This is a genomic window from Mariniphaga anaerophila (genome assembly GCF_900129025.1).
Lineage (GTDB): Bacteria > Bacteroidota > Bacteroidia > Bacteroidales > Prolixibacteraceae > Mariniphaga > Mariniphaga anaerophila.
Window position 1 is genome coordinate 517,053 of record NZ_FQUM01000003.1, and the last position, 21,266, is coordinate 538,318.

Here is a 21,266-nt window from a genome sequence, read left to right on the forward strand (position 1 = left end):
AGTTATACTTCTGTCAGTAATTTTTCAGCACACATAAAAACAACCAACCCAAGAGAAAAGCAGAATTAACAGTGGCGCAGGGTTCAATTAATAAAGTATCAGTCCAAGGCTAAAACCAACCCCCAGTTCAATATTGTTCTCGGTTCCTTCAATCACCGAAATCGGTTTTATAACGCTGCTTTCGTAAGGTTCTCCCTTGGTCAGATCTTTTATGTTGGCATATATTCCGGGGGCAAAAGAAACGGCCACCCTATTTGAAAAGTTGTAACGCAGCCCCAGTTTGATTTGGTTTGTACTGTTGTATTCCGTATTCTTAAAATCATCCGGAAAGTAGTTCAGGCTAATCAATTCGGGCTGCAGCCAAAACCGGGAGCTTATTTCTTTTATGTGCCCAAAGCCCATTCCGAAAAAATACAGTTCGTCTTTCAAATAATTTTTGCCGGCTGTAAAAATGGTATAAAACTTTTTGTGCCCTATTTTGTAGCTCAAAGCAGTGTTGGCGTAGTCGGCAAAAGTTAATTCAAACTCATCGTAAAAACCTTTTTTGTGGATATTCAGCAAGCCGAAAGAAAAGCCACTCTCAAGCGAATCCACATAATTCACTACTCCCAATTGAAACCCGTTCGATTTTCTGGCAACATTAACCACACCAATCTGAGCTCCGCTGAAAATTCCGGCGTAGTTCAATATTCCGGCAAACTGGGCACCTTTCAGCGTTTCGGCAGCCACATTGGCAATGCCTGCAAACTGCGCAGCCTGCACCTCGCCCCTTGCTGTGTTGTTAATTCCGGCAAATTGGGCACCCCGCACTGTTCCCAAATTAAGGTTATTTATCCCGGCAAACTGGGCTCCGTTCATGTTTACCGTATTAATATTGGTAATTCCTCCGAACTCAGCTCCGTTTATTCCCCCGGAAACGCCCGCCAAAACATTCAGCGAAATATTGTATGCCGTTTCGCTGCTCGATTTTCCGGAGATTCCCAAAGGATAAACAAAACTGATTTGCCCGGGTGTTTTTTTTGTTATTTCCCTGATTTCTGTTTTATGCCTGTCGGGCTCTTTGTTCTGCGCATTTGCAGAAGTCGGGTGCATGGGGGTTGCCGATATAGCAAACGCAGCAGCATAATATTTAACAATCCGTGGCACTCCGCGCCTTTTTCTGTTGCTCGTTTTCAAAGCACCCGCACTGCGTTTTTTTCTTCCTGTTGTTTTTTCGTTCGTTTTAGTATTCATATTTCCTTTTTCAAAATTTACATCAGTACTTTTTGTCTCTGTACTACTGATGCTGTTTTTAAGAAAGGTGGCAGTTTTTAAATGAAAAAATTCCAATTCCGGTTTTATTTCCGCATCAACCGGAACCAGCCTTTCCATTTTAATTGTTGCGTCAAAAACTTCGTAAACCGTGTCGTACACAAAAATGGTATCGTACACAACAATCGTTTCAATTACCTGAGACTTAACAATCCCGGGGAGCAGTACTGCCATTACCTGAATGATGAATAATATTCTGCTCATTTCAATTTATCTGATGGTATCCCTCACTACGATAGTTTTTCTGATATAAACCGGTTTTCTAACGATTCTCCTTATGGTGTCGGATTCAGTTTCTGTTTCAGCTTGTTCAAAAGCTGCGATCCCCTCATTCTCCGGAGACTCTTCAAAAGCAGCTTTTTCAGGAAGTTCTGTTTCTATTTCGTTCTCAATAACAACAGACTCTGCATCGGCCAGTCCGGGGCTTTTACTATTTAATGCAAAAAACAGAGAAACACCAACAACACCAGTTGTCACAACGTAGGTAAAAGGATTTTTCAACAAAGAAAAACCTCTGCTGAATGAAACCCCGCTGTTTGGTGCGGTAAATGTTTTTTGTGGAGCAACAGTAAAATTCCGAAATTTCTCCCGGTAGAGCTGGTCGACAAACAAATCGGAGAACGGAAAAAACCAGAGCGCAGACACCTTTCTCCTTCTTTGTTGATTTTCCTTTTCTTCTGCTTTTAACGAGAGTATCTGTATCAGCTTTTTGCGAGCCCTCGCCAAATGCGATTTTGAGGTTCCGGCACTAATGCCAAGCATTTTCGCAATATCTTTATGTTTGTACTCTTCCATCACATACAAATTAAACACCACGCGGTGGTGCTCCGGCAGCTGGTCCATCGCTTCCAGCAAATCGTTCCTCGAAAAATCTGCATTTTCAATCGCTCCCCTTGCCGTCCGGTCATCTTCTTCTGCCGTTTTCTCGTCCGACTCACCTGCAGCGTTTTCCATTGCCACCAAAAAAGGCTTGTTGTTTTTCAGATACTGCAAAGCAGAGTTGAGGGTTATTCTGTAAACCCACGCTTCCACGCTGCCTTTTCCTTTAAACTGGTTCATTTTTTCGATGGCAGCAAGAAACGAGTCGTGCACAATATCTTCCGCCACAGAAGTATTGCCTACGTATCGTCTGCAAACACCTATCAATTTGGGAGCTTCATTTTGGTATAATGTGCCCCAATCAACCACCGTAATATTTTTCACCCTGTATTCTAAAATTAGTAGCTACTGATATTAAGATACAAAAAAGCGAAAAGGTGGCAGTACTTTGTAAAAAAAATACTGGTCGAAAAAAATAATGAGTTGAAGAAGAGCTTTTTTTAGAAAAAAGCAGAACAACAGCTACTACTAACCGTCTCCTTTTAATCGTCGTTCTTCCAGTTCGGCCTGCATTACAACGCAGGTTTTATGGTCGATGCCATAGAAAAACAGCAAAATTGCTCCGGACATGTATAACATCCCGGGGAAGACAGATACCATTAGTTTGATTCCGTTAATTGCAGTTTCTGTTTGTGCAACGTTTGGTTCAAAATGAAAAGCGCTAAGCAGCCATCCCGCCAGAGCGCCGCCTATTCCCCACCCGGCTTTCTGTGCGAAAGTTGCTGCCGAAAAAGTTAATCCGGTGGCGCGCCTTCCCGATTTCCACTCTGAATAATCGACCGTATCGGCCAACATGGTCCAAAGCAATGGAACGGCCGGAGCATAAGACATTTTAGCCAGAATGTTGAACGTGTACAACAGGTACACATCGTTTTCTGCAGGCAGATACAGCAGACAGAAAAAAAGGCCGGAAAGCAGCGAACTGCCGATAAAAACATTTCTTTTCCCAAAACGCCGGGAGAGTGGTTTTGAAGCAGGAATTGCCACAATTAACGCAATCGTACCTACAATATTAAACAACTGCACATTTTCTTCTTTGCCAATGTAATATTTAAAATAGTATGCGATGGAAAGGTTTTGCAGGGCAAACATCACAAAAGAAATAATTCCCACGAAAAAAAGTATTATCCACGGCCGGTTACTGAGCAGGTTTTTAAAATCTTCTTTTAACGAACTGTTTTGCTTTGCAGGCGGCTGCACCCTTTCCCTGGTTGTTTTAAACGTTATCATAAAAAGAATAAAACTGATAACCGAAAACAGAATCAGCGTATATTGATAACCTTTTGCCGAATCGCCTTTTCCGAAGTAATTAGCCAGATAAAGTGCAGTTCCCGAAACAATAAACTGCCCTACAAATGCAAAAATAAAGCGGTACGAATTCAGCCCTGCCCGTTCGTACGAGTCGGAAGTCATTACCGCGCCCAACGACGAATAGGGCAAATTGATGGCCGTAAAAACCGTCATTAACAAAATGTAGGTAATTCCTGCGTACACTACTTTTCCGGTTTCGCCAAAATCAGGAGTGGAAAAAGCCAGCACTGCCAGCACACTGTACGGAAGCGCCATCCACAAAATGTAAGGGCGAAATTTCCCCCAGCGCGTATTGGTTCGGTCGGCAATAATTCCCATTAGCGGATCGCTGGCCATGTCCCAAAACCGCGCAATTAACATGATGGTACCCGCCGCTGCGGCAGAAATCCCAAAAGTATCGGTGTAAAAAATCAGTATCCAGAAACCCACCATGTCCCACACAAAATGAGACGCGGTATCTCCCAAACTGTAACCTACTTTTTCTTTAATTGAAAGCCTGTTTCCCAACGCCATAATTATTGCCCTCCTTTTATTCCTGATGATGCATTTTTCCTCTTACGGAAATCAGTTTTTCCCTGATCTGATGAGCTTTTCCTTCGGTAATATCGTACTTCCAGATAATGATAATTGCCATTAATGCAGTGCCTATCGGAATGATAATGTCTGCCACTCGGAGGTTCGTCAACGCTTCGGCCGACTGTTGATCCAGCGACTCATCAAAACCAACCATATGCAGCACAATGCCGCTGGTTAAAAGAGCCAGAGCTGTTCCGAGTTTTACCATCCACCAGTAAACGGCCCCAAACATTCCTTCGCGACGCTTACCGTTATTCAGCTCATCCAAATCGCAAACATCGGCAGTCATCGACATCATAAGGGTAAATAAACCGCCAATACCAAAAGACAAAAAAGGAATCGGCATAAAAATCAGCCACGGATTTTCCGGATTGAAGCCCCACCATTTTAAAGCATAACCGATTATTGAAATGGCGGTTGCCACAACAAAAGCTTTCTTTTTGCCCCAATTTTCCGACATTTTTGTAACAATGGGAATAACCACAAACGCCGTTGCCATTGCGCTAACCGTGCCAAACCACGCCGGCCAGGTTCCGGCCGCAACTTTATCGCCGTTAAACAGGTAGTAAACAATAATAAACATCGAGAACTGCGCAATGGTCTGAAACCCGTTGAAAATAAAAAAGGTAGCTCCGCAAAGCCGCATAAACGATCTGTTTCTAATGGTCAGTTTTATCCCCTTTAAAAACTCTTTTGTGTTGGCAGCCAGTTTTTTCAACGACAGGCTTGCCTTTTCTTCTTTGTCGGGCACAATAATTTCTTTGTTAAACAAGGCCGGCATAATTCCCAGCACCATACAAATTGCACCTACCCATATTGAAAGTGTCCGCGCGCCTTCGGGTGCTGAATCAAAAATTGAAGGGTCATAAATAATCACCCAAAACCAGGGCGCAATCATCCAGGCAATTTGCCCCATCAACTGAGAAACGGCCATTAAGCGGGTTCGCTCGTTGTAATCGGGGGTCATTTCGTAACCCAGCCCGATTAACGGAGTGGCAAAAATGGTGTACCCGATGTAGAAAAATATGGATACAATTAGAAAATAGAAGAAGTTGTAGGTTTGCGAATTTTCCGGATTCAGTTGCCACATCACCATAAACGACACGCCGGTAATAACGCTTCCCAATAAAATGTAGGGTTTACGCCGTCCCCATTTCGACCGGGTATTATCTGAAATAAAACCCATTACAGGATCGGTTAGCGCATCTAACAGCCGGGGCAGAGCGCCCAATATTCCGGCCAAAACCGGATTCATATTTAACGACATTACCAGCACCACCATAAACACACCAAGGGCTGCCGGAAATAACTGGTTTGCCAGGTGGCCTGAGCCAAAAGCAATTTTTTGTCCGAATGGAACCAGGTCTTCAGTTCGCGTTTTATAATGCACCATTAGTTTTATTTTTTGTAGTTAATTATTGCATCACCAATTTCGGGTTACGGTCAACCATATATAATCCCCAGTGTTTTTCTGCGCCCTGCGGATCATTCGGATTGCCTTTCCAGTCTTCGTCAAAAGCTTCGAAAAAGAATGTGGTAATATTCATTTTCTTTGTCCACTCCATGAGTTCGTTGTAGTACCTCTGCTGTTTTTCCATGTCGGCACGCGCGCCAAATTCCGAGGCTGTGGTTGCCCATCCGGCCTCGCTGATAACTATCGGGGCATTTGGCAACGCACTGCGCACTTTCTGAATGTTTTCGATGGAATAAGACAATCCAGAATCAATGTCTTTCCCTTCCCAAACCGGGTAAATATGTACTGAAATAAAGTCGAGAACCTCTGCCAGTTTTTCGCCATGTTCTGCCCACCACAAATAATTATCGGCCACAGTTACCGGCTGCTGAATTGCCTTTTTCACTTTTACCACGTAAGAAATCAGCGTGTCAACATCTACTTTGTGATCGTTCCAGTCGACCAACGCCTCGTTTCCTACATTCACTGCAACAACCACATCGTTATATAAATTAGCCAAATGCATTCCCCTGTCCAGCTCGTCCTGGTTGGCCTTTTTGTTTTTTCCAAGGGTTTCACTGGGAATAGGTTCGGTGAGCCACTCACAGGTTTCGTGCGCACTCAGTTCGGCATTCAGCCAAATACCAAGCATCACTTTAATATCCAGATTATTTTCGTGAATGAGACGCAAAACCGCCGCTGTGTTTTCTCCGGAATCGTACAAACGAATCAGTCTGAAATTCATTTCGTTGGAAATTATTTGCAGATCTTCCAAAATCTCTTCTTCACTCGGATTTTTTGCACCGTCGCCCCTGTCGGGATGCTGCCCCGATCTGAATCCTGAATAACACACGGCAGAGTGGATTCCGGCAAGCAGATTTTCTTTTTCTTGAGCCAGGTTAATTTGCATATCTTCCGATTTATTTTGCATTTGTTTTTCCTTTTCGCGACCGGATGAGCATGCCATTAAAAGCACTGCAAACAGAACCGGCAGGCCACCTGTTATCCGGCTTAAAATTGTATTACGAACCATATTTTCGTTTTCCGTTTTTGTCCCACAATCCCCAATAAACACCAACGTCTCCTTCGTCTTCAATTTTCCAGCTTTCGTCGAAAGAAGAAAAATACATCACTTCAATGTTCTCCTCTTTGCTCCACTTCTGGGTGTTTATAAAATAGCGCAACGCATTTTCAGCAGAAGGCTCCGACACCTCAAAAGCGGTTCCTTTGTTGGGCCAGCCTGTTTCGCTGATAATCACTTTTTTGCCCTTTGCAATCTGCAACACCCCGTAGTACATATTTTTCATGTACACGTGCGAGTAATCGATGTGGCACCCTTCCCAAAAAGGATAGCAATTGGCGTAAATTACGTCGCAAGCGTCGGTAACCGCCGGCCGGTTTATGAATTCATAATAGGCATCCACGTACCCCACTTTTGCCCCGGGAATCATTTGCTTTACCCGAAAAATGTACTCCAGCAGTTCCTCCTCGGTAAGTTCTTCGCGGTACAACACTTCGTTTCCAACGGCAACCAAATCGGCATCTCCAACTTTCACCACCCTCACCAGATTCTCTATTTCCTGCTCGTTTTTTTCTTTGTCGTCGCTCAGCCAGGCTCCCACCATAACTTTTAGTCCGTATTCTTTCGCAATGGCCGGGATTTGCTCGTTGCCGTCGGTACACGAAAAAGTGCGTATCCAGTTCGTGTGTGGCTTTATTATTTGAATCCGCTCCCGAATCTGGTCTGCCGAAATAATTGAGCCGGGTGCCTGTCCCTCTTTGTATGCGCTGAAACACAATCCGTGAACACCGCTGTCCAGTAACTCATTATACATTGCAATTAAATCGCCAATCGACTTCTGCTGAAAATCTTCACCTGCCAGCGACAATATTTTTTCACTTCTAAATGACATCTTTTTCCAATTAATTATCCGTTACTATTCATTGAAAACTCGACCATTTCTATTTCGCCGCTACGGGCAAAAATCTTCGAACTATTGAGTTTATCAATGGCATGCCCGTTGAAATACTGAACATGCCCGTTTTTATATGAAATGGCAATGGTTTCTGCCTCTCCCACCGAATAAACCACAGGAACCTGACAAAAAGTAAAAGCCAGCTGACCGGGCTTCAAATCAACACTTTTGTTCTTCCCGTTTAAATCGATATAATGAAAAACCTGCGGCTCAGTCAGCAGTTCGTTGCTGTTCAGCAACGTTGTTAAAAAAACAATCTCCCCGCTTTTAATATGAATTCCCAGTTCCCCGAAACGAGAGATGAAATCCTCTTTTACCTGTCCGGTAAGTCCGGGCTGCTTAGCGCCTGCATTGGCCGGCGTATGCGAATATGCATCGGTTGGGAACGCGCCGTACAAATCAGGCGACTTGTACAACCCAATTCCCGCCTTTATTTCGTAATAATGCTGTTTTATCCAACCGATAATTTCAGCTCCGGCATCTTCTTTTACTCCTCTGAAATAACACTCCTGAACGGCCATCAATAACTTAGAAACCATGTGCCAGTAGATACTGCCCAACCCTTCGTACGCAAAAAAAGTTCCCGAGCGCCCGGTAAAAGACTGGTGGTCGAACATCTCTTCGTAAACATCCAGCACCAGTTGCTTTTCCCGACGAAGCAACTCGCCGTATCGATTTTTATCAAGTTTATCCAGAGCTTCGTTCAGCACATCGGCATTTCGGAAAGCGCCGTTAAAATGAGTTCCTCCAGTGTCGTCGCGCTTCACTATTTCCGAGCGATTATCGGCCACAAGCGCTTTTAGCAGCTCCGATTCTTTTATTCGGGTGGCGGGAATGTTGTTCTTTTCAGTAAAACGCGGCAATTCCCGATCGGGGTAAAGAATATAACTGTACTGATCCTCTCTGAACAGCAGACTTGACTTTAACGCGTCCAACACATTGAGACTTTCGGCAACAGACAGGTAGCCGGAACTCAACACTGCCACCTGCCCTTCCAACATTTCGTATAAATAACGAACGGTGATACTTTCGCCGTTAAACGCAATCAGGTTGTAAGCGTGATACAGACCATCTTCCCTTCTATTTTTTTTGATGGATTGATCGATATATTTTAAAGCAAGCCGAATAAAACGAATTATGCTCTTTGATAAAAGGACTGTTTTCTTTCCGCTAAACGAATTTTTGTAAACTGCGTTTCTGTATTCGCTTCCGGCCCGGCCCAGAGATGCGGCAAATCGATAACGATCCTCATCGTAAAAACCACTGTCGGCAAATGCACTATTGCTTTGAAATATTAAAGAAATGCGCCCGAACAATTGCGCCAATTCCTCCGAAATCTCAAACTTATCCTCTTCGCTTTTCTTCAGTTTCTCTTTCCAGAAAGCCAGGAAACCACGAAGGTAATAAAGGGTTACCATTGATGCCCCGTTGCCAACCAGCGCGTTGTTTGCATCGTTCCACTCGGGCCGTTGCGTATTCATCCAAATGCCGGCTTCGGGAATAAAATTACTGAGTTTCGACAACAACGTGGCCAGTATTTTTTCCATGAGATTAACACGGTAAATCTGCCCGCTGCTATCACACAGCAATTTTCCGTCGGCACCCATTTCCCGGGAACGTTGCTGTATTTTGCTGTTCAATGCCGAATCGAAAATAATGGTCGATTTCGGATTTTCCACCAGTGCATCGAACGGTTTTATGCGATACGGCACATTGGCATACACAAATGCATTTTTTGTAAGCAGTTCATCCAGTTTCCCGGGATGAAACTTTTCCGACTGCTCCAAAAACTTCAGCAAATAAACAATTTGATGATCGCCCCAGTAGCCGATGTATGCCCAAGGATCGTCGGGATCAGGACATTCCCAATCGATTCCGCCGCGTGTAATCCGGTATGGATTGTAACCGTCGGCAGTAGATGCATTAACAAATTTTGCGATGATTCCTTCAATATATTCGGGGAAGGAATAATTGAGAGCCTCCCAGTTTTGAAAAATATCACGCCAGTTTCCCTCGTAATTCAACTTGTCAGAACCATCCTCATTTTTTGTTTCGATGGAAAATTTGTTCCACGGACGGCTGGGATCGCCATGCCGGCGACTAAAAGTAAGTGGCAGGTATTCGTAGCAAATCCGTTCCAGAACAGGATTATTCATTTTTTCGGCCCAATCCAATAATTCCCGATACTTCAAAGCGGCAGACAACAACTGGAATTCTTTTGAAAACAGGTCGTAAATCTCGCGGTTAGTCTGTTCTACAAAACGCAGAAAATCTTCCTTTTCAATCCGATAACTGTTGGAATAAATTCCGCCGCGCATTACGTTGAAAAGGGTATTGGAGAAATGCCTTGCAACTCCCATTTCCTCGTTGCCCTGCTGCAGCCCGTCTGCATTAGCCACAATCTTCACCAGTTCCTGCGTGCCTGTTTCGATACTGCTTTCCAGTTTTTGAACCAGGTTTTCTTCGGTATGGATAAATTGCACGAGATTAGCTACATCTTTTGCATCCTGATTAACCTCGGCAACCAGGTAAATATTTTGGTGTTCATTTTTACCAAGCGAAAGCTCAGTATTTATGTAATATGCGCCACGCGCAGCACGCACGTCCCGTTCTGTAAAAACGGGTTGTCCCTTTCGAAACTTATCAATTTGTTTGTCAGAAATCAGGCAATTCACGCGTCGCCCCGGCACTAACGACCAAACAGTTGTCGTTTTCAGCGCTTCGCTCGGCTCGGCCCGATCAACCGGAATTGAACTGAGTGAAAACAGTCCCAGGTTACTTCCTTCCAACAGCTCATTCTTTTTGTAGGCGTCCAGCAAATTGCTGTATTCGTTCTGAAAAGCGTAATCAGCACCGTAAGGCAGAATATTATGAATGCCGTCCAGTACATCAATTTTTACTTCGGACTTTCCGAAATTGTGAAACAACGATTTCTTTATCCAGCCAAACTCCTCGCTATTGTACCAGCCATAGCTGAAACTAATCTCCAGATCGAGGTTCCGCTCTTCAAAAATAATTTTGTTTCCGTAAATGCTTTTATACAGATTTCGTTCGATTTTGTAAACCGCTTTTGCCTCGTCGGTAAAAGGTTCCCACAAATATTTTTTGTTTTTTGAATGAACCAGACAAATGGTTGCACTTCCGGTTTTCCCTTTGTAGTCGTGTATTTTATCCTCTGTGTAATAAGGGAACAACGCATTGTCGCGGTTTCTTCGTCCTGCCGAAAGGGAGCCGTTGCTGGAAATGTACATCCAATGATTTGACGCACTGACGATAGTCATGAAAAAATCGGGCATCTGATGGTAATTGCTGATTTTGTAGAACTTTTCATTTTCGATCTCAACAAAATCACCTTTTACCTGCTGCGGCAGCACATTTACGGGAGTGTTCCCCAAAAAAATCTCCTTCATAATTACTACAAAAACTGCTTGCTATTTTTTTCTGTAAACACGAACGTAATCCACTTCCATTATCTGCGGAAAAGCATCATCATCTATTCCTTTCATATTCCCCCAGGCTCCACCAACCGCCACATTCAAAATAAGGTAGAACGGCTTGTCGTAAGGCCATTTTGCTTCGCCCAGTCCTTCGTTATCGTATTCGAAAAAAAGTTTGTCGTCAACATACGCTTTTACGCCTTCCTGAGTCCACTCCCACACATACGTATGAAATGCTTCTGTAGCATCATCAACCCGAATGGTATCTGTTTGCTGAGTGCCTGTTTGCCACTGATAATCTTTTGAGTGCGCTGATGCATGAATCACTCCCACATCGTGTCCAACGTGTTCCATGATGTCAAATTCACCAACATCCGGCCAGTTCCCGTCGTTGAACGACCACCCGCCCGGCATCATCCAAATGGCAGCCCAGGTGCCTCTTCCGGCAGGAAGTTTAGCCCTGATTTCGAACCGCCCGTATTGCCAGCTTTCTTTGGAGATTAAGCGAACCGACGTATATTCCCGATTCTGATAATCTTCTTTCAGCGCAATCACATTCAGAATTCCGTCTTCGACCCGTGCGTTTTCAATGCGCTTTTCGGTATAAAACTGGCTCTCCTGATTTCCCCATCCGGCATCGTTTCCTTCGGTATCGTATCCCCACTTTGTGGAATCAGGAAGCCCCCGGTAGTCGAACTCATCGCTCCAAACCAGTTCGTAATTCCCGTGCCCACTTTCTTCTGCTTCATGCTTGTTCTGACTCCCCCTCGGGGCACAACTCGCCATGCCCAGCAACACCACAACGGCATAAATTAAATTTCCTTTTCCCATAACAACTTAAGGATTATTAAAAGTATATTTTCAGGTGAGTGTTTCAAAATTGCCTTGCCGGGGAAGCGACAGACACTTCCCCAGACAGCAAGGCTTTTAGAGTGAATATTAACCCCCCTTGATTAATTTGCTCTGCTATTTATACACCCTCACATAATCAATTTCCATTGTCGATTCTGCAAACGAATCGGCAATTTGACCGCCTAAACTTCCGCCCATGGCCACATTTAATATAATAAACTGCGGTGCATCAAACGGCCAGGTATCGGCATCTTTAACTTCCGGTTTGTAGGTATAATAAATTTCGTCATCAACCAGAAACGAGATCTGATCAGGCGACCAGTTAACCGAATAAACATGGAACGCAGACGACGCATCTTCAACAGTTGTGGAGCCCATATTTTCGGTTGCACCAGAACTTGATGAAGTATGAATTGCGGCCTGTATATGCCCCGGGTTGTTCCCGATTGCTTCCATAATATCAATTTCGCCACATGCCGGCCATCCTGCCGATTCAAAAGACGAACCGAGCATCCAGATTGCAGGCCAGGTTCCTCCGCCTTCGGGAAGTTTTGCCCGCACATCCACACGCCCGTAGGTAAAATCGAACAAGCCACTGGTATTTATCCGCGAAGAAGTGTAGCTTCTTCCCTGGTACTCCTCTTTTTTCGTTGTAATTTTCAGCACTCCGTCGGCCACCGTAACATTTTCTGCACGGTCGGTATAAAACTGCGCCTCACCGTTGCCCCAGCCGTTATCGCCGGTTCCAATATCGTAAGTCCAGTTTGACGCTGCAGGCTGCCCGTCAGTGTCAAATTCATCACTCCAAACCAGGTTGGAATACTCAACATCAACGGTCTCTTTTTCAGTTCCCGGTTTTACCGAAGTCAAAGTCTGGTACCATGCATATTCCGAGTCTTCTTCAATACGAACCTTCAGAATGTTATTGGTTACCTGTATAATTTCGAATTCGCTTTTTCCCACATACCAGCCCAATGTGCCTCCGTCAGAGATGGTTATGCTGGTTCCGCGGTAACCGCCTGCTTCAGTAGCAATAGAAGAAGCCGGGGAAAACGAAACATTTTTTACTCCAAACATATTGGTAACTACATCTTCGCCGTAACATGCATCAGCACCAACACCGATTTTTCCTGCGTAGGTTCCCGGTATATAAGACGGGCCTACCGTTTGTTCGAATGTCATCTCTCCGTCTCCTGTTTTTGTAAACACAAACTCGGCAGAATACATACATTCCTTTTCGTAAGGAGCGGCATTGTACCAGTCAGCAAAAGTTTTTCCTTCTACATCTGAGTTTGGCCCCAGTCCGATGTGCCCCGGCTGATCGGCAGCCCAGTACCATGTTTTTGAGCTTCCGCCGGTAAGCAGTTCCAAAGCTTCCTCATCGGAAAAACTGCTGTAAACCTCAACCTGAATGGTTTTGCTTGCAGAAAGGCCGCCTGTTCCGACTGCCGCAACAGTAACATTGTATGTATTTACTCCGGGTCTGGAAAAACGATGCGAAGTTTTTCCGTCGGGAGCGACTTTGTTGTCTTTGCCATCACCAAAAAGGTAATTAAACGTAATCTCATTGTCGGCAGTTGCCACAAAATTTACAATTCCGCTGCCATCTCCGTATGGGTTTTCTTCGTCGACACCGACCACTTCAAAGGTCACTTCAACATTGGAAGGAGTAACCAACTCGCCCAACTCGTAGTTTTTTTCTTCGCACCCGGTAAACACCAATTGGAATCCGAGCAGGAGTATCAATATATATTTTAGATTTTTCATCTTATTAAAATTGTTTGTTATTTAAGACATAAGATGAAACTCCCATGATTCTTATTTTTCGTATTTGTATGAAAAAATTTCTCATGGTCGTTTCATTATTGCTTTTCTAATTTTTTACAAGCTTAAATCTCCACCAGGCTGCGCCAGTGCTAATATCCAATGTCATAACCATATTGTCTTCTGACAGTGAAACGTCGTAAGTAACCGATACGGGAGCATCCAGCGGATTGCCAAGCTCTCCGCCGTTATACACTTTTGGTATTCCGAGGAAAGCTCCGGTTCCGTTCAACGTAATTGTTCCTGCATCGGCGTCGTATGTATACGTAGCAACAGCAGAACCATCGTGAGGAGCAACAGGTGTGCCGCAGGAATTACTGCCGCCCTGCCAGTCTTCAATCCAGGTTTCAGCGCCCAGCACATTGCTAAAAGAACCGTCAGCGCCAAAAACATACACATCGTCGTATAGGCAAGCACGCTCTACAAGCTCGGAATCGGTGATGGCCCACCACGAGATATCGCCAAGATTAGGGCCAACGCCCAATGAGCCCGCTTCAGGAGCAATGCTCCAGCTTCCCTCAATTGGAGAAGACGGAAAATCGGCCTCTTTTACAAGTTTAAACCTCCACCAGGCACCATCAACATCAATGTCAATAATCATCTCCGTTTTGTCTTCATTCAACTCAACATTGTATGTAATGGATTCAGGTGCATCCTGCGGATTAGTAAGTTCTCCTCCATTAATCACTTTCGGGATTCCCAAATATGCGCCTTTGCCATAAACCGTTACAGTACCGGCATTCTGGTCGTAAGAAAAAGTTGCAGCTGCAGTACCATCGTGTGGAGCAACCGGTACACCGCATGCATCGGCGCTACCACTTTGCCAACCTTCGAGCCAGGTTTCGGAACCTAAAACATTGCTAAAAGTTCCGTCGGTATTAAATACGTAAGTATCGTCGAAGAAACAAGCTCTTCGGGAAACTTCTGCATCATCAATTGCCCACCACGACAGATCTCCGGGCCCGGGACCAACTCCCATAGAACCGGCTTCAGGAGCAACTTTCCAGATGCCTTCAATACCTGAACCCATTGTGGGAGCGCTAACCAGCCTGATGTCATCAAAGAAATAAACAGCTCCGTCGCCAACATTTCCGAAGTCGAAAAACAGCACTACTTTCTGATATTCCTGCGCAACATCAATTGCCGCAAAATCGAACGTCAATTCTTCCCACTCATTGGCTACAGTGGTGACAGCATCTACTTCGTGAGCAATATTTCCATCGTTAAGATTTTCAACTTTAAGTTTTACAACGGCGTTAGCTTTAGGCGACCACACTTTAATTTTAAATTCCTTTTTCGAAGAAAAATCGATGGGCGCTTCCAAAGTAAGAATTGTTCCACCCCAGGTTTCGGCGCCTGCGGTTTTTTCCGACTGACCAACTTTTGAGCTGGTGTTAATTCCGGACGGATCCGGGTTGTCAACAACAGATGAAACAACCCCGCCAAAATCCACGAATGCGTAATTCACCGTAAACGATTCAAAATTAACGGGCAGGTTAACCGGGTCGGACGCTGCTTCGATAGTCACCGTTTCTGTATACTCGGTTGTTTCAGAACCGGCACTTTTTGCCACCACTCGAATTTCGTAATCGCCCGGTTCTTCGTATGTATACGTTGCTTCTTCTCCCGGCAATACATGCGTTGCTTCCTCATCAACCACATCGCCAAAATAAACATCGATAACAGTTGCATAAGTGGCAGTAGCCGAAACAGAAACCTTCCTGGGGTTCACCACGTCTTTTTTAATGGTAACAACCAAATTCTCAGGAGCTTTAAACGTAACGTTCAGCTCTTTGGTAATAGTAGTGGTAAGGCCGGTAATTCCGTGTGCGGCAATCTCAACCTGATAAACACCTTCGGTGTAAATATGCGTTACCCTTTCGAGCATTTTGAGTTCAGCAGAAGTTCCGTCACCAAAATCGACAGAATAACTTGTTGCTCCTTCTGAATTCGGGATAATCGTTACCAGCCCGGTGTTATCCTGCGTGACATCAAATACAGCGTTTACGTTCTCCGGTGCAGTAATATGCTCCAGCGAAAACAGGTTATCTTCTTTAACGCATGCAACTGTTGCCAGTAAAATAAGAATGAATGCGATATTGTATTTTAGTATTTTCATCTTTTCTACTTTTTATTGTTTAGTAATTGGGATTTTGCGTCCAGTTCCCGTTAGAGAATTCAATCTCTTCGAGCGGAACCGGAAACAGTTCGTGCTTCCCGGCAACAAAACCATCGATTTTGCCTGCAGCCCTTCCGGTGCGTACCAGGTCGAAAAAGTGATGGCCTTCGCCCATCAGCTCAACCCGTCGTTCGTGATAAATCGCTTCGGTTAACGCTTCTCCGGTGAGGGTTACATTATGATTTTCATCTCCAAATGCCCGTGCACGAACCTCGTTCAGGTACGACTGAGCTTTTGCGTCTGAAATATTTCCTCTGTTATTGGCTTCGGCAGCCATCAATAATACATCGGAATAACGAATAGCGCGGTAATTATTCGGGTTGGTCAAGTTCAAATCGCCCTGTGCCTCAGAACGTCTTTTCCGCGGAAGATATTTCCGGTTGTAGAAGCCGGTATGTTCGTAACCGGTTGTATATTTTGCTTCTGTTTCTGCCGCCCACGCTTCAATGTCGAGAATGGTAACATCTTTACGCAAATCTCCGGGTTCAAACTGATCAACAGCTTCCTGGGTGGGAACATTAAAACTGAAACCGGCGGTAAACAGTGGCCCTTCGTAGCCGCGAACACCGCTAAACCCGACAGCAACATTTCCTTCGCTGCACTGCAAGCAACCAAATCCGGCACCTTCAACATCGGTGTACTGAACTTCAAATACCGATTCTGAGCCGTTTTCGCCTTTACTTTCAAAAATTGAATCGTAATCTTCAACCAGCGAATAATTGCCGTCGTTAATCAGATTTTCAAAAACTGAAGCCGCTTCGCCAAACTTTTCCTGGTACAAATAAACTTTTCCCAGCAACGCCTGTGCGGCACCTTTTGTAACGCGACCTGTTTGCGCCGGCGTAGTTTTCAGAACGGTAATGGCTTGCAGCAGATCGTTTTCAATATGTTCGTACACTGCTGAAACCGGCGAACGCGGAATAGTTGTTTCGTCGCCCAGTTTAAAACGCTCATCAATTTTAAGCGGAATCGGACCGAACCATTTTACCAGCTCGAAATTGTAGTAAGCCCTTAAAAATCTGACTTCCCCAATCATTTCCTCTTTTGCCGAGAAATCAATTTTATCTTTAAATTCCATGAAATAGTTAGTACGCTGCACACCGGCAAACATCCAGTTCCAGATATCCCGGAGGTTACTGTTTACAGGTGTGTGAATCATGTCGTCGATCTGCTGCCAGCCGGGAACATCAACAGCGCTTTCGCCTCCGCAAAGCGTATTTTCAGAGGCAATTTCGCCAACAATTACATTTACGTAAGTTGACTGCAACATGTCGTAAGCTGCTACCAGCGCATTGTAATAATCGTCTTCCGAATTGAAATAGTTTTCAGAATCTATGGAGTATTCCGGTGAAATTTTGACAAAATCGTCTTTGCACGAATATGAAAATACCGATATTATCAAAACAAGTGTAAATATGATTTTTCTAGCTATTTTGTTTTTCATTTTCTGAGTTTTTAGAAGTTAAGATTCAATCCGAATGTGTACGTCCGTGCAGCCGGATAAAATCCTGAATCGAAACCGCTGCCAATTGGAGAACCGCTTGATGCAGCCGGATCGTATCCTTTGTATTTTGTTAAAGTAAACAGGTTGCTCACACTCGAATAGAGCCTCAACGAACCTATGTTAGCTTTCTCTGTAATTTTTTTGGGAATGGTGTACCCCAGTTGAAGATTCTGCAACCGTAAAAAAGAAGCGTCTTCAACATAAAACGATGAGAACAATGTATTGGCAGTTGCTGCTGTTGTAACGCGGGGCACTTCGTTGCTTGTGCCGGCGCCGGTCCAGCGATCCATTACATAGCTCAACCGGTTTACATTGGGCTGGGTACGTTCGTAATTTCTAACCATGTCGTTCCCCAACGAAGCGTAGGCATAAGCAACAAAATCGAAGCCTTTGAAATTCAATGTCACATTCAGCCCCATAACGGCATCAGCAATCGGGTCGCCAATATAAGTACGGTCAGAAGCATCAATTTTCCCGTCTTTATTTACATCCACATAGCGAATATCTCCGGGTGCCGCCGCCGCTCCCAGTGCTGCCTGCGACGGGTGTGCATCCACTTCGGCCTGGCTCTGGAATATTCCGTCGGTTTTGTAACCGTAGAAATAGCCGATTGGAAGACCAACTTCCATGCGCGCCGGAGCAGGTTGCCCCACACCAAAATCGCCTCCTTCAATAAAACCGGAACCGTTATTAACTTCCAGTACTTCGTTGTTTAGTGTGGTCACATTGTAATTGATATCATACGTCAGGCCGCTGGTAATGCGCCCTCTGAAACCAATGGCAAACTCAAAACCACTGTTTTTAACTGTACCGGCATTTACCGTCGGCCCTGCTGCACCAGGAGCAGCAATTCCCAAAATACCCGAAACCGGAATGTTGCCGATAAGCAGGTTGTTGGTTTTCTTGATAAAATAGTCGGTATTAATATCGAGCCTGTTATTGAAAAGCTTCAGGTCGGCACCTACATCAAACTGTTCTGACTGCTCCCATTTGATGGATGAATTAGGGCTTGCGCCCACTGCTGTTCCGTTCACCAAAATACCGTTAAACACGTAAGTTGCCTCGCCGTTCAACTGAGAAATGTATTGGTAATCGGCAATTTTATCCGATCCCAGAATACCGTAACTTAATCGCAGTTTCAATAAGTCGATGTCTTCTGAATCGTCCATAAAACTTTCGTTGGAAATGTTCCAGCCCAGTGTTGCCGACGGGAAATACGCTACGGTATTATCCGGGCCAAACTTTGTGGAAGCATCGCGGCGCAGCATTGCAGACAACAGATACTTGCTGTCGTAATCGTATTGCACGCGGGTAAAATAAGACAACCTGCGCTGGTCGTAACTCCACGAGTTAACCACTTTTGAATCGGGAATACCGTTGGCCAGGCCAATGTCAGCAAAATCCCACGAATTATTCGGAACATCAAAACCTGTTCCGTCCAGATGATCGCCCCAAGTTTTATAAACTGTTGTTCCGAGTGTTGCAGTAAAATTGTGTACACCATTAAAAGTGTTCGTGTAATTAAGAAATGCGTCAAAAGTGTAGTCGTTAAACGACTCCCTGTTTTGAAAAACGCTGCTCCTGGTTACATCGAACACTTTGCCGCCGTAATCAACAATTTTCGAAAACGACTTATAATTGCTATTGGTTGTGTTAAAACCGATTCGGGTAGTTGCTTTCAAGTTCTGGTGCAATTGAAAATCAAACCCTACATTTCCGTTCCACTTTTTCAGGTTGTAATCGTTGTACGTATTATCAATCTGGGCAAGCGGATTAATTATTTCGATTCCAAGATTGGTAGAAGCCAACGTGTAATCTCCGTTTCCGTCGTAAACCGGGGTAGTTGACGGCATGTTTAACGCATTAAAAAGAACAGAGCCCAGACCAAAATCATTAAACGATTTGCGGTCGATGTTTGTAAAAGTAAGCGACGTGTTGAATTTAATCCATTCGTTCAAATCGCTCCCCAGGCTTACCCTTGCGGTATTTCTGTTGAACCCAGACTTGTCTCTTCCGATAATCCCCTCCTGACGCAGGTCTGAAGCGCTCAGTGAATAAACCATCTTGTCTGAACCACCAGAAATACTGATATCGTTATTATATATCGGAGCTCTTTCGAAAATCTCATCCTGCCAGTTTGTTCCTCTGCCCAGTCCGGAAATATTTGGGAAAGGCAAATCCAGACCACTGGCAGCGTAACTTTCATTCAGGATTACTGCATATTCAGTTGCATTTAACACGTCCAGCTTTTTGCTGGTTTCCTGAATTCCTAACGAGCTGTTGATGGTCACTTTTGTTGGAGCATTTTTCTTGCCCGATTTGGTGGTTACCAAAACAATTCCGTTTGCGCCTACCGTACCATAAATAGCAGCCTGCGCGTCTTTCAAAACAGTAATGGTTTCAATGTCGCTCGGGTTCAAGGTGCTTAAATCGCCCTGGTATCCATCGATAATAACCACCGGAGAAGCATCGCCATTGGTAGAGATACCCCGAATACGAATATCGAGACCGGCACCCGGCGCACCCGACTGGGTAGTTACATTTACTCCTGCCATTGTTCCCTGCAAGGCTTGTTCAACCTTTACGGGTTTTATGTTTTCAATGGTTTTAGAATTTACAATCGCAACAGAACCTGTTACGTCTTCTTTACGCTGAGTACCGTAGCCAATAACCACCACTTCATCCAAACCGGTTGTTTCTGTTTCCAGAACTACATTAATTTCAGTCCGTCCGTTAACCGGAATCACCTGGCTTTTTAAACCAATAAATGAAAACTGAATACTGGCATCTGCCGGAACAGACAACTGGTACTCGCCATCCAGATTGGTAACCGTACCATTTATTGTTCCTTCCTGAACCACGGTAACGCCTATTAAAGGCATCCCGTCATCGGCAGCAGTTACTGTTCCTCTGAGTGTAACTTCCTGCGCATATACTCCATAAGATAACAGAGTATAAAGAATCAGATAAATAAATTTCTTCATACAATTTTTAGATTTGTAATTTTCACTGCGAGAATTAGCGCCCGCTTTTAATTTTGCTCAAAAATCTAAAACAGTACCCACTGAATCAAAAGAATACACTCTGCTTAAACCCTACAAATCAAAAAATAAGGCACTTCAAAAACACATCAGCAAAAACCCAACAATCTTATAATCAAATATTTAATTTTGAATTCTTTTTCAAAAAAGGTCATTCCTTCAACCGGGGCCAGAAGTCGACTTCCTGTTTCGTTTTTCAGATTAGCTAACTTGCTGTACTTGAAAAATTGCACCATTATTCTATTTTATAACCTCTTTTGACAAAAACCAAGCAACCAAAACACGGTTGCATGCATCATAAAAAAACTACAACTGCAAATCACTTTAAAATGAAAAAAACCGTATTAGCCATTTTGCTCATTTCTTTTATTGTATCCTGCGAAAAAGAAACCTCCACAGACAACAACAAAAATGTTGAAAACAAAGAATGGTTTATCAATCTGAAATCGCCTTGTGATAAAAACACCACCTGCAAGCTAAAAATTAACAAAGCTTTTTACAAAGGCGACACGGTTTACTATTCGTTTTTTACAGGAGCCTTGTGTGATATGTATTTTTCGATATCGATTGTTGACATAGAGGGCGACACCATAAAAACTTACAGCGGACCAGACGAAATAGAAACGTTTAATTCTGAAGTTGAATTTATAGAAACGATTTACAGTTGCGACGAGTAAATACTCTCCCTTTTTTTGCAAAATAATTCAGGTCAGATGAAAACTTCTGAGGCTCTCTTCAACCCCGGGCTGTCGTTTGCCGGCCGCGAATGAAACTCAGTACGCCTTAGTAAAACTGTTTAAATATTCGAAAGGAAAACAGACAGGTTAGTGCTTCGGTCGAGCCCCAATTTTTTTCGCAACCGATAACGACTGATTTCTGTTCCGCGGTACGAAATGTTCAGGATTGTGGCAATCTCCTGGGTG

The 21,266-nt window shown here is 44.1% G+C and carries 13 protein-coding genes; 1 reads left to right on the forward strand and 12 read right to left on the reverse strand.

All coding sequences use genetic code 11. The annotated features are described in order from the left end of the window. Window positions 1-87: 87 nt before the first annotated feature. The 12 genes from BUB08_RS08225 to BUB08_RS08280 all read right to left on the reverse strand — a co-directional run bounded on the left by BUB08_RS08225 (window position 88) and on the right by BUB08_RS08280 (window position 20,286). A complete protein-coding gene (locus tag BUB08_RS08225; protein WP_139249645.1) occupies window positions 88-1,515 on the reverse strand; it encodes an LA_2272 family surface repeat-containing protein in 1,428 nt (475 codons plus the stop codon). A gap of 6 nt (window positions 1,516-1,521) precedes the next feature. Further along, window positions 1,522-2,514, reverse strand: coding sequence for an RNA polymerase sigma factor (locus BUB08_RS08230; protein ID WP_073000643.1), 993 nt, complete (start codon window positions 2,512-2,514; stop codon window positions 1,522-1,524). Window positions 2,515-2,658: 144 nt separating this feature from the next. Then, entirely contained in the window at window positions 2,659-4,014 is a 1,356-nt protein-coding gene (locus tag BUB08_RS08235) for an MFS transporter (RefSeq protein ID WP_073000646.1), read from the reverse strand. A 16-nt stretch (window positions 4,015-4,030) separates the two neighbouring features. Continuing rightward, window positions 4,031-5,470 (reverse strand): MFS transporter, encoded by a 1,440-nt coding sequence (locus tag BUB08_RS08240; protein ID WP_073000649.1) that lies wholly within the window; start codon window positions 5,468-5,470, stop codon window positions 4,031-4,033. 22 nt (window positions 5,471-5,492) lie between these two features. Then, window positions 5,493-6,563, reverse strand: a complete 1,071-nt coding sequence (locus tag BUB08_RS08245; protein WP_217651574.1) for a glycosyl hydrolase family 17 protein — start codon at window positions 6,561-6,563, stop codon at window positions 5,493-5,495. Next, the gene (locus BUB08_RS08250; protein WP_073000652.1) at window positions 6,553-7,443 is read right to left on the reverse strand and encodes a glycoside hydrolase family 17 protein; all 891 of its coding nucleotides are present in this window, start codon (window positions 7,441-7,443) and stop codon (window positions 6,553-6,555) included. Before BUB08_RS08250 ends, BUB08_RS08245 begins: the two co-directional genes overlap by 11 nt. Window positions 7,444-7,457: 14 nt before the next feature. Continuing rightward, a complete protein-coding gene (locus BUB08_RS08255; RefSeq protein ID WP_073000654.1) occupies window positions 7,458-10,916 on the reverse strand; it encodes a hypothetical protein in 3,459 nt (1,152 codons plus the stop codon). Window positions 10,917-10,937: 21 nt separating this feature from the next. Further along, the gene (locus BUB08_RS08260) at window positions 10,938-11,774 is read right to left on the reverse strand and encodes a glycoside hydrolase family 16 protein (protein ID WP_083570653.1); all 837 of its coding nucleotides are present in this window, start codon (window positions 11,772-11,774) and stop codon (window positions 10,938-10,940) included. A gap of 135 nt (window positions 11,775-11,909) precedes the next feature. Beyond that, window positions 11,910-13,562, reverse strand: a complete 1,653-nt coding sequence (locus BUB08_RS08265) for a family 16 glycosylhydrolase (protein WP_073000657.1) — start codon at window positions 13,560-13,562, stop codon at window positions 11,910-11,912. Between the two features lie 106 nt (window positions 13,563-13,668). Next, a complete protein-coding gene (locus BUB08_RS08270; protein WP_073000659.1) occupies window positions 13,669-15,738 on the reverse strand; it encodes a PKD domain-containing protein in 2,070 nt (689 codons plus the stop codon). 19 nt (window positions 15,739-15,757) lie between these two features. Further along, on the reverse strand, window positions 15,758-17,242 hold the full coding sequence (locus BUB08_RS08275) for a RagB/SusD family nutrient uptake outer membrane protein (RefSeq protein ID WP_073000662.1): 1,485 nt from the start codon (window positions 17,240-17,242) through the stop codon (window positions 15,758-15,760). Window positions 17,243-17,253: 11 nt separating this feature from the next. Next, window positions 17,254-20,286, reverse strand: a complete 3,033-nt coding sequence (locus tag BUB08_RS08280; RefSeq protein ID WP_073000665.1) for a SusC/RagA family TonB-linked outer membrane protein — start codon at window positions 20,284-20,286, stop codon at window positions 17,254-17,256. Between the two features lie 386 nt (window positions 20,287-20,672). On the opposite strand from BUB08_RS08280, the gene BUB08_RS08285 reads away from it, so the two are divergent. Then, complete coding sequence (locus BUB08_RS08285; RefSeq protein WP_139249646.1) at window positions 20,673-21,020, forward strand: hypothetical protein; 348 nt, start codon at window positions 20,673-20,675, stop codon at window positions 21,018-21,020. The last annotated feature ends 246 nt before the right edge of the window (window positions 21,021-21,266 follow it).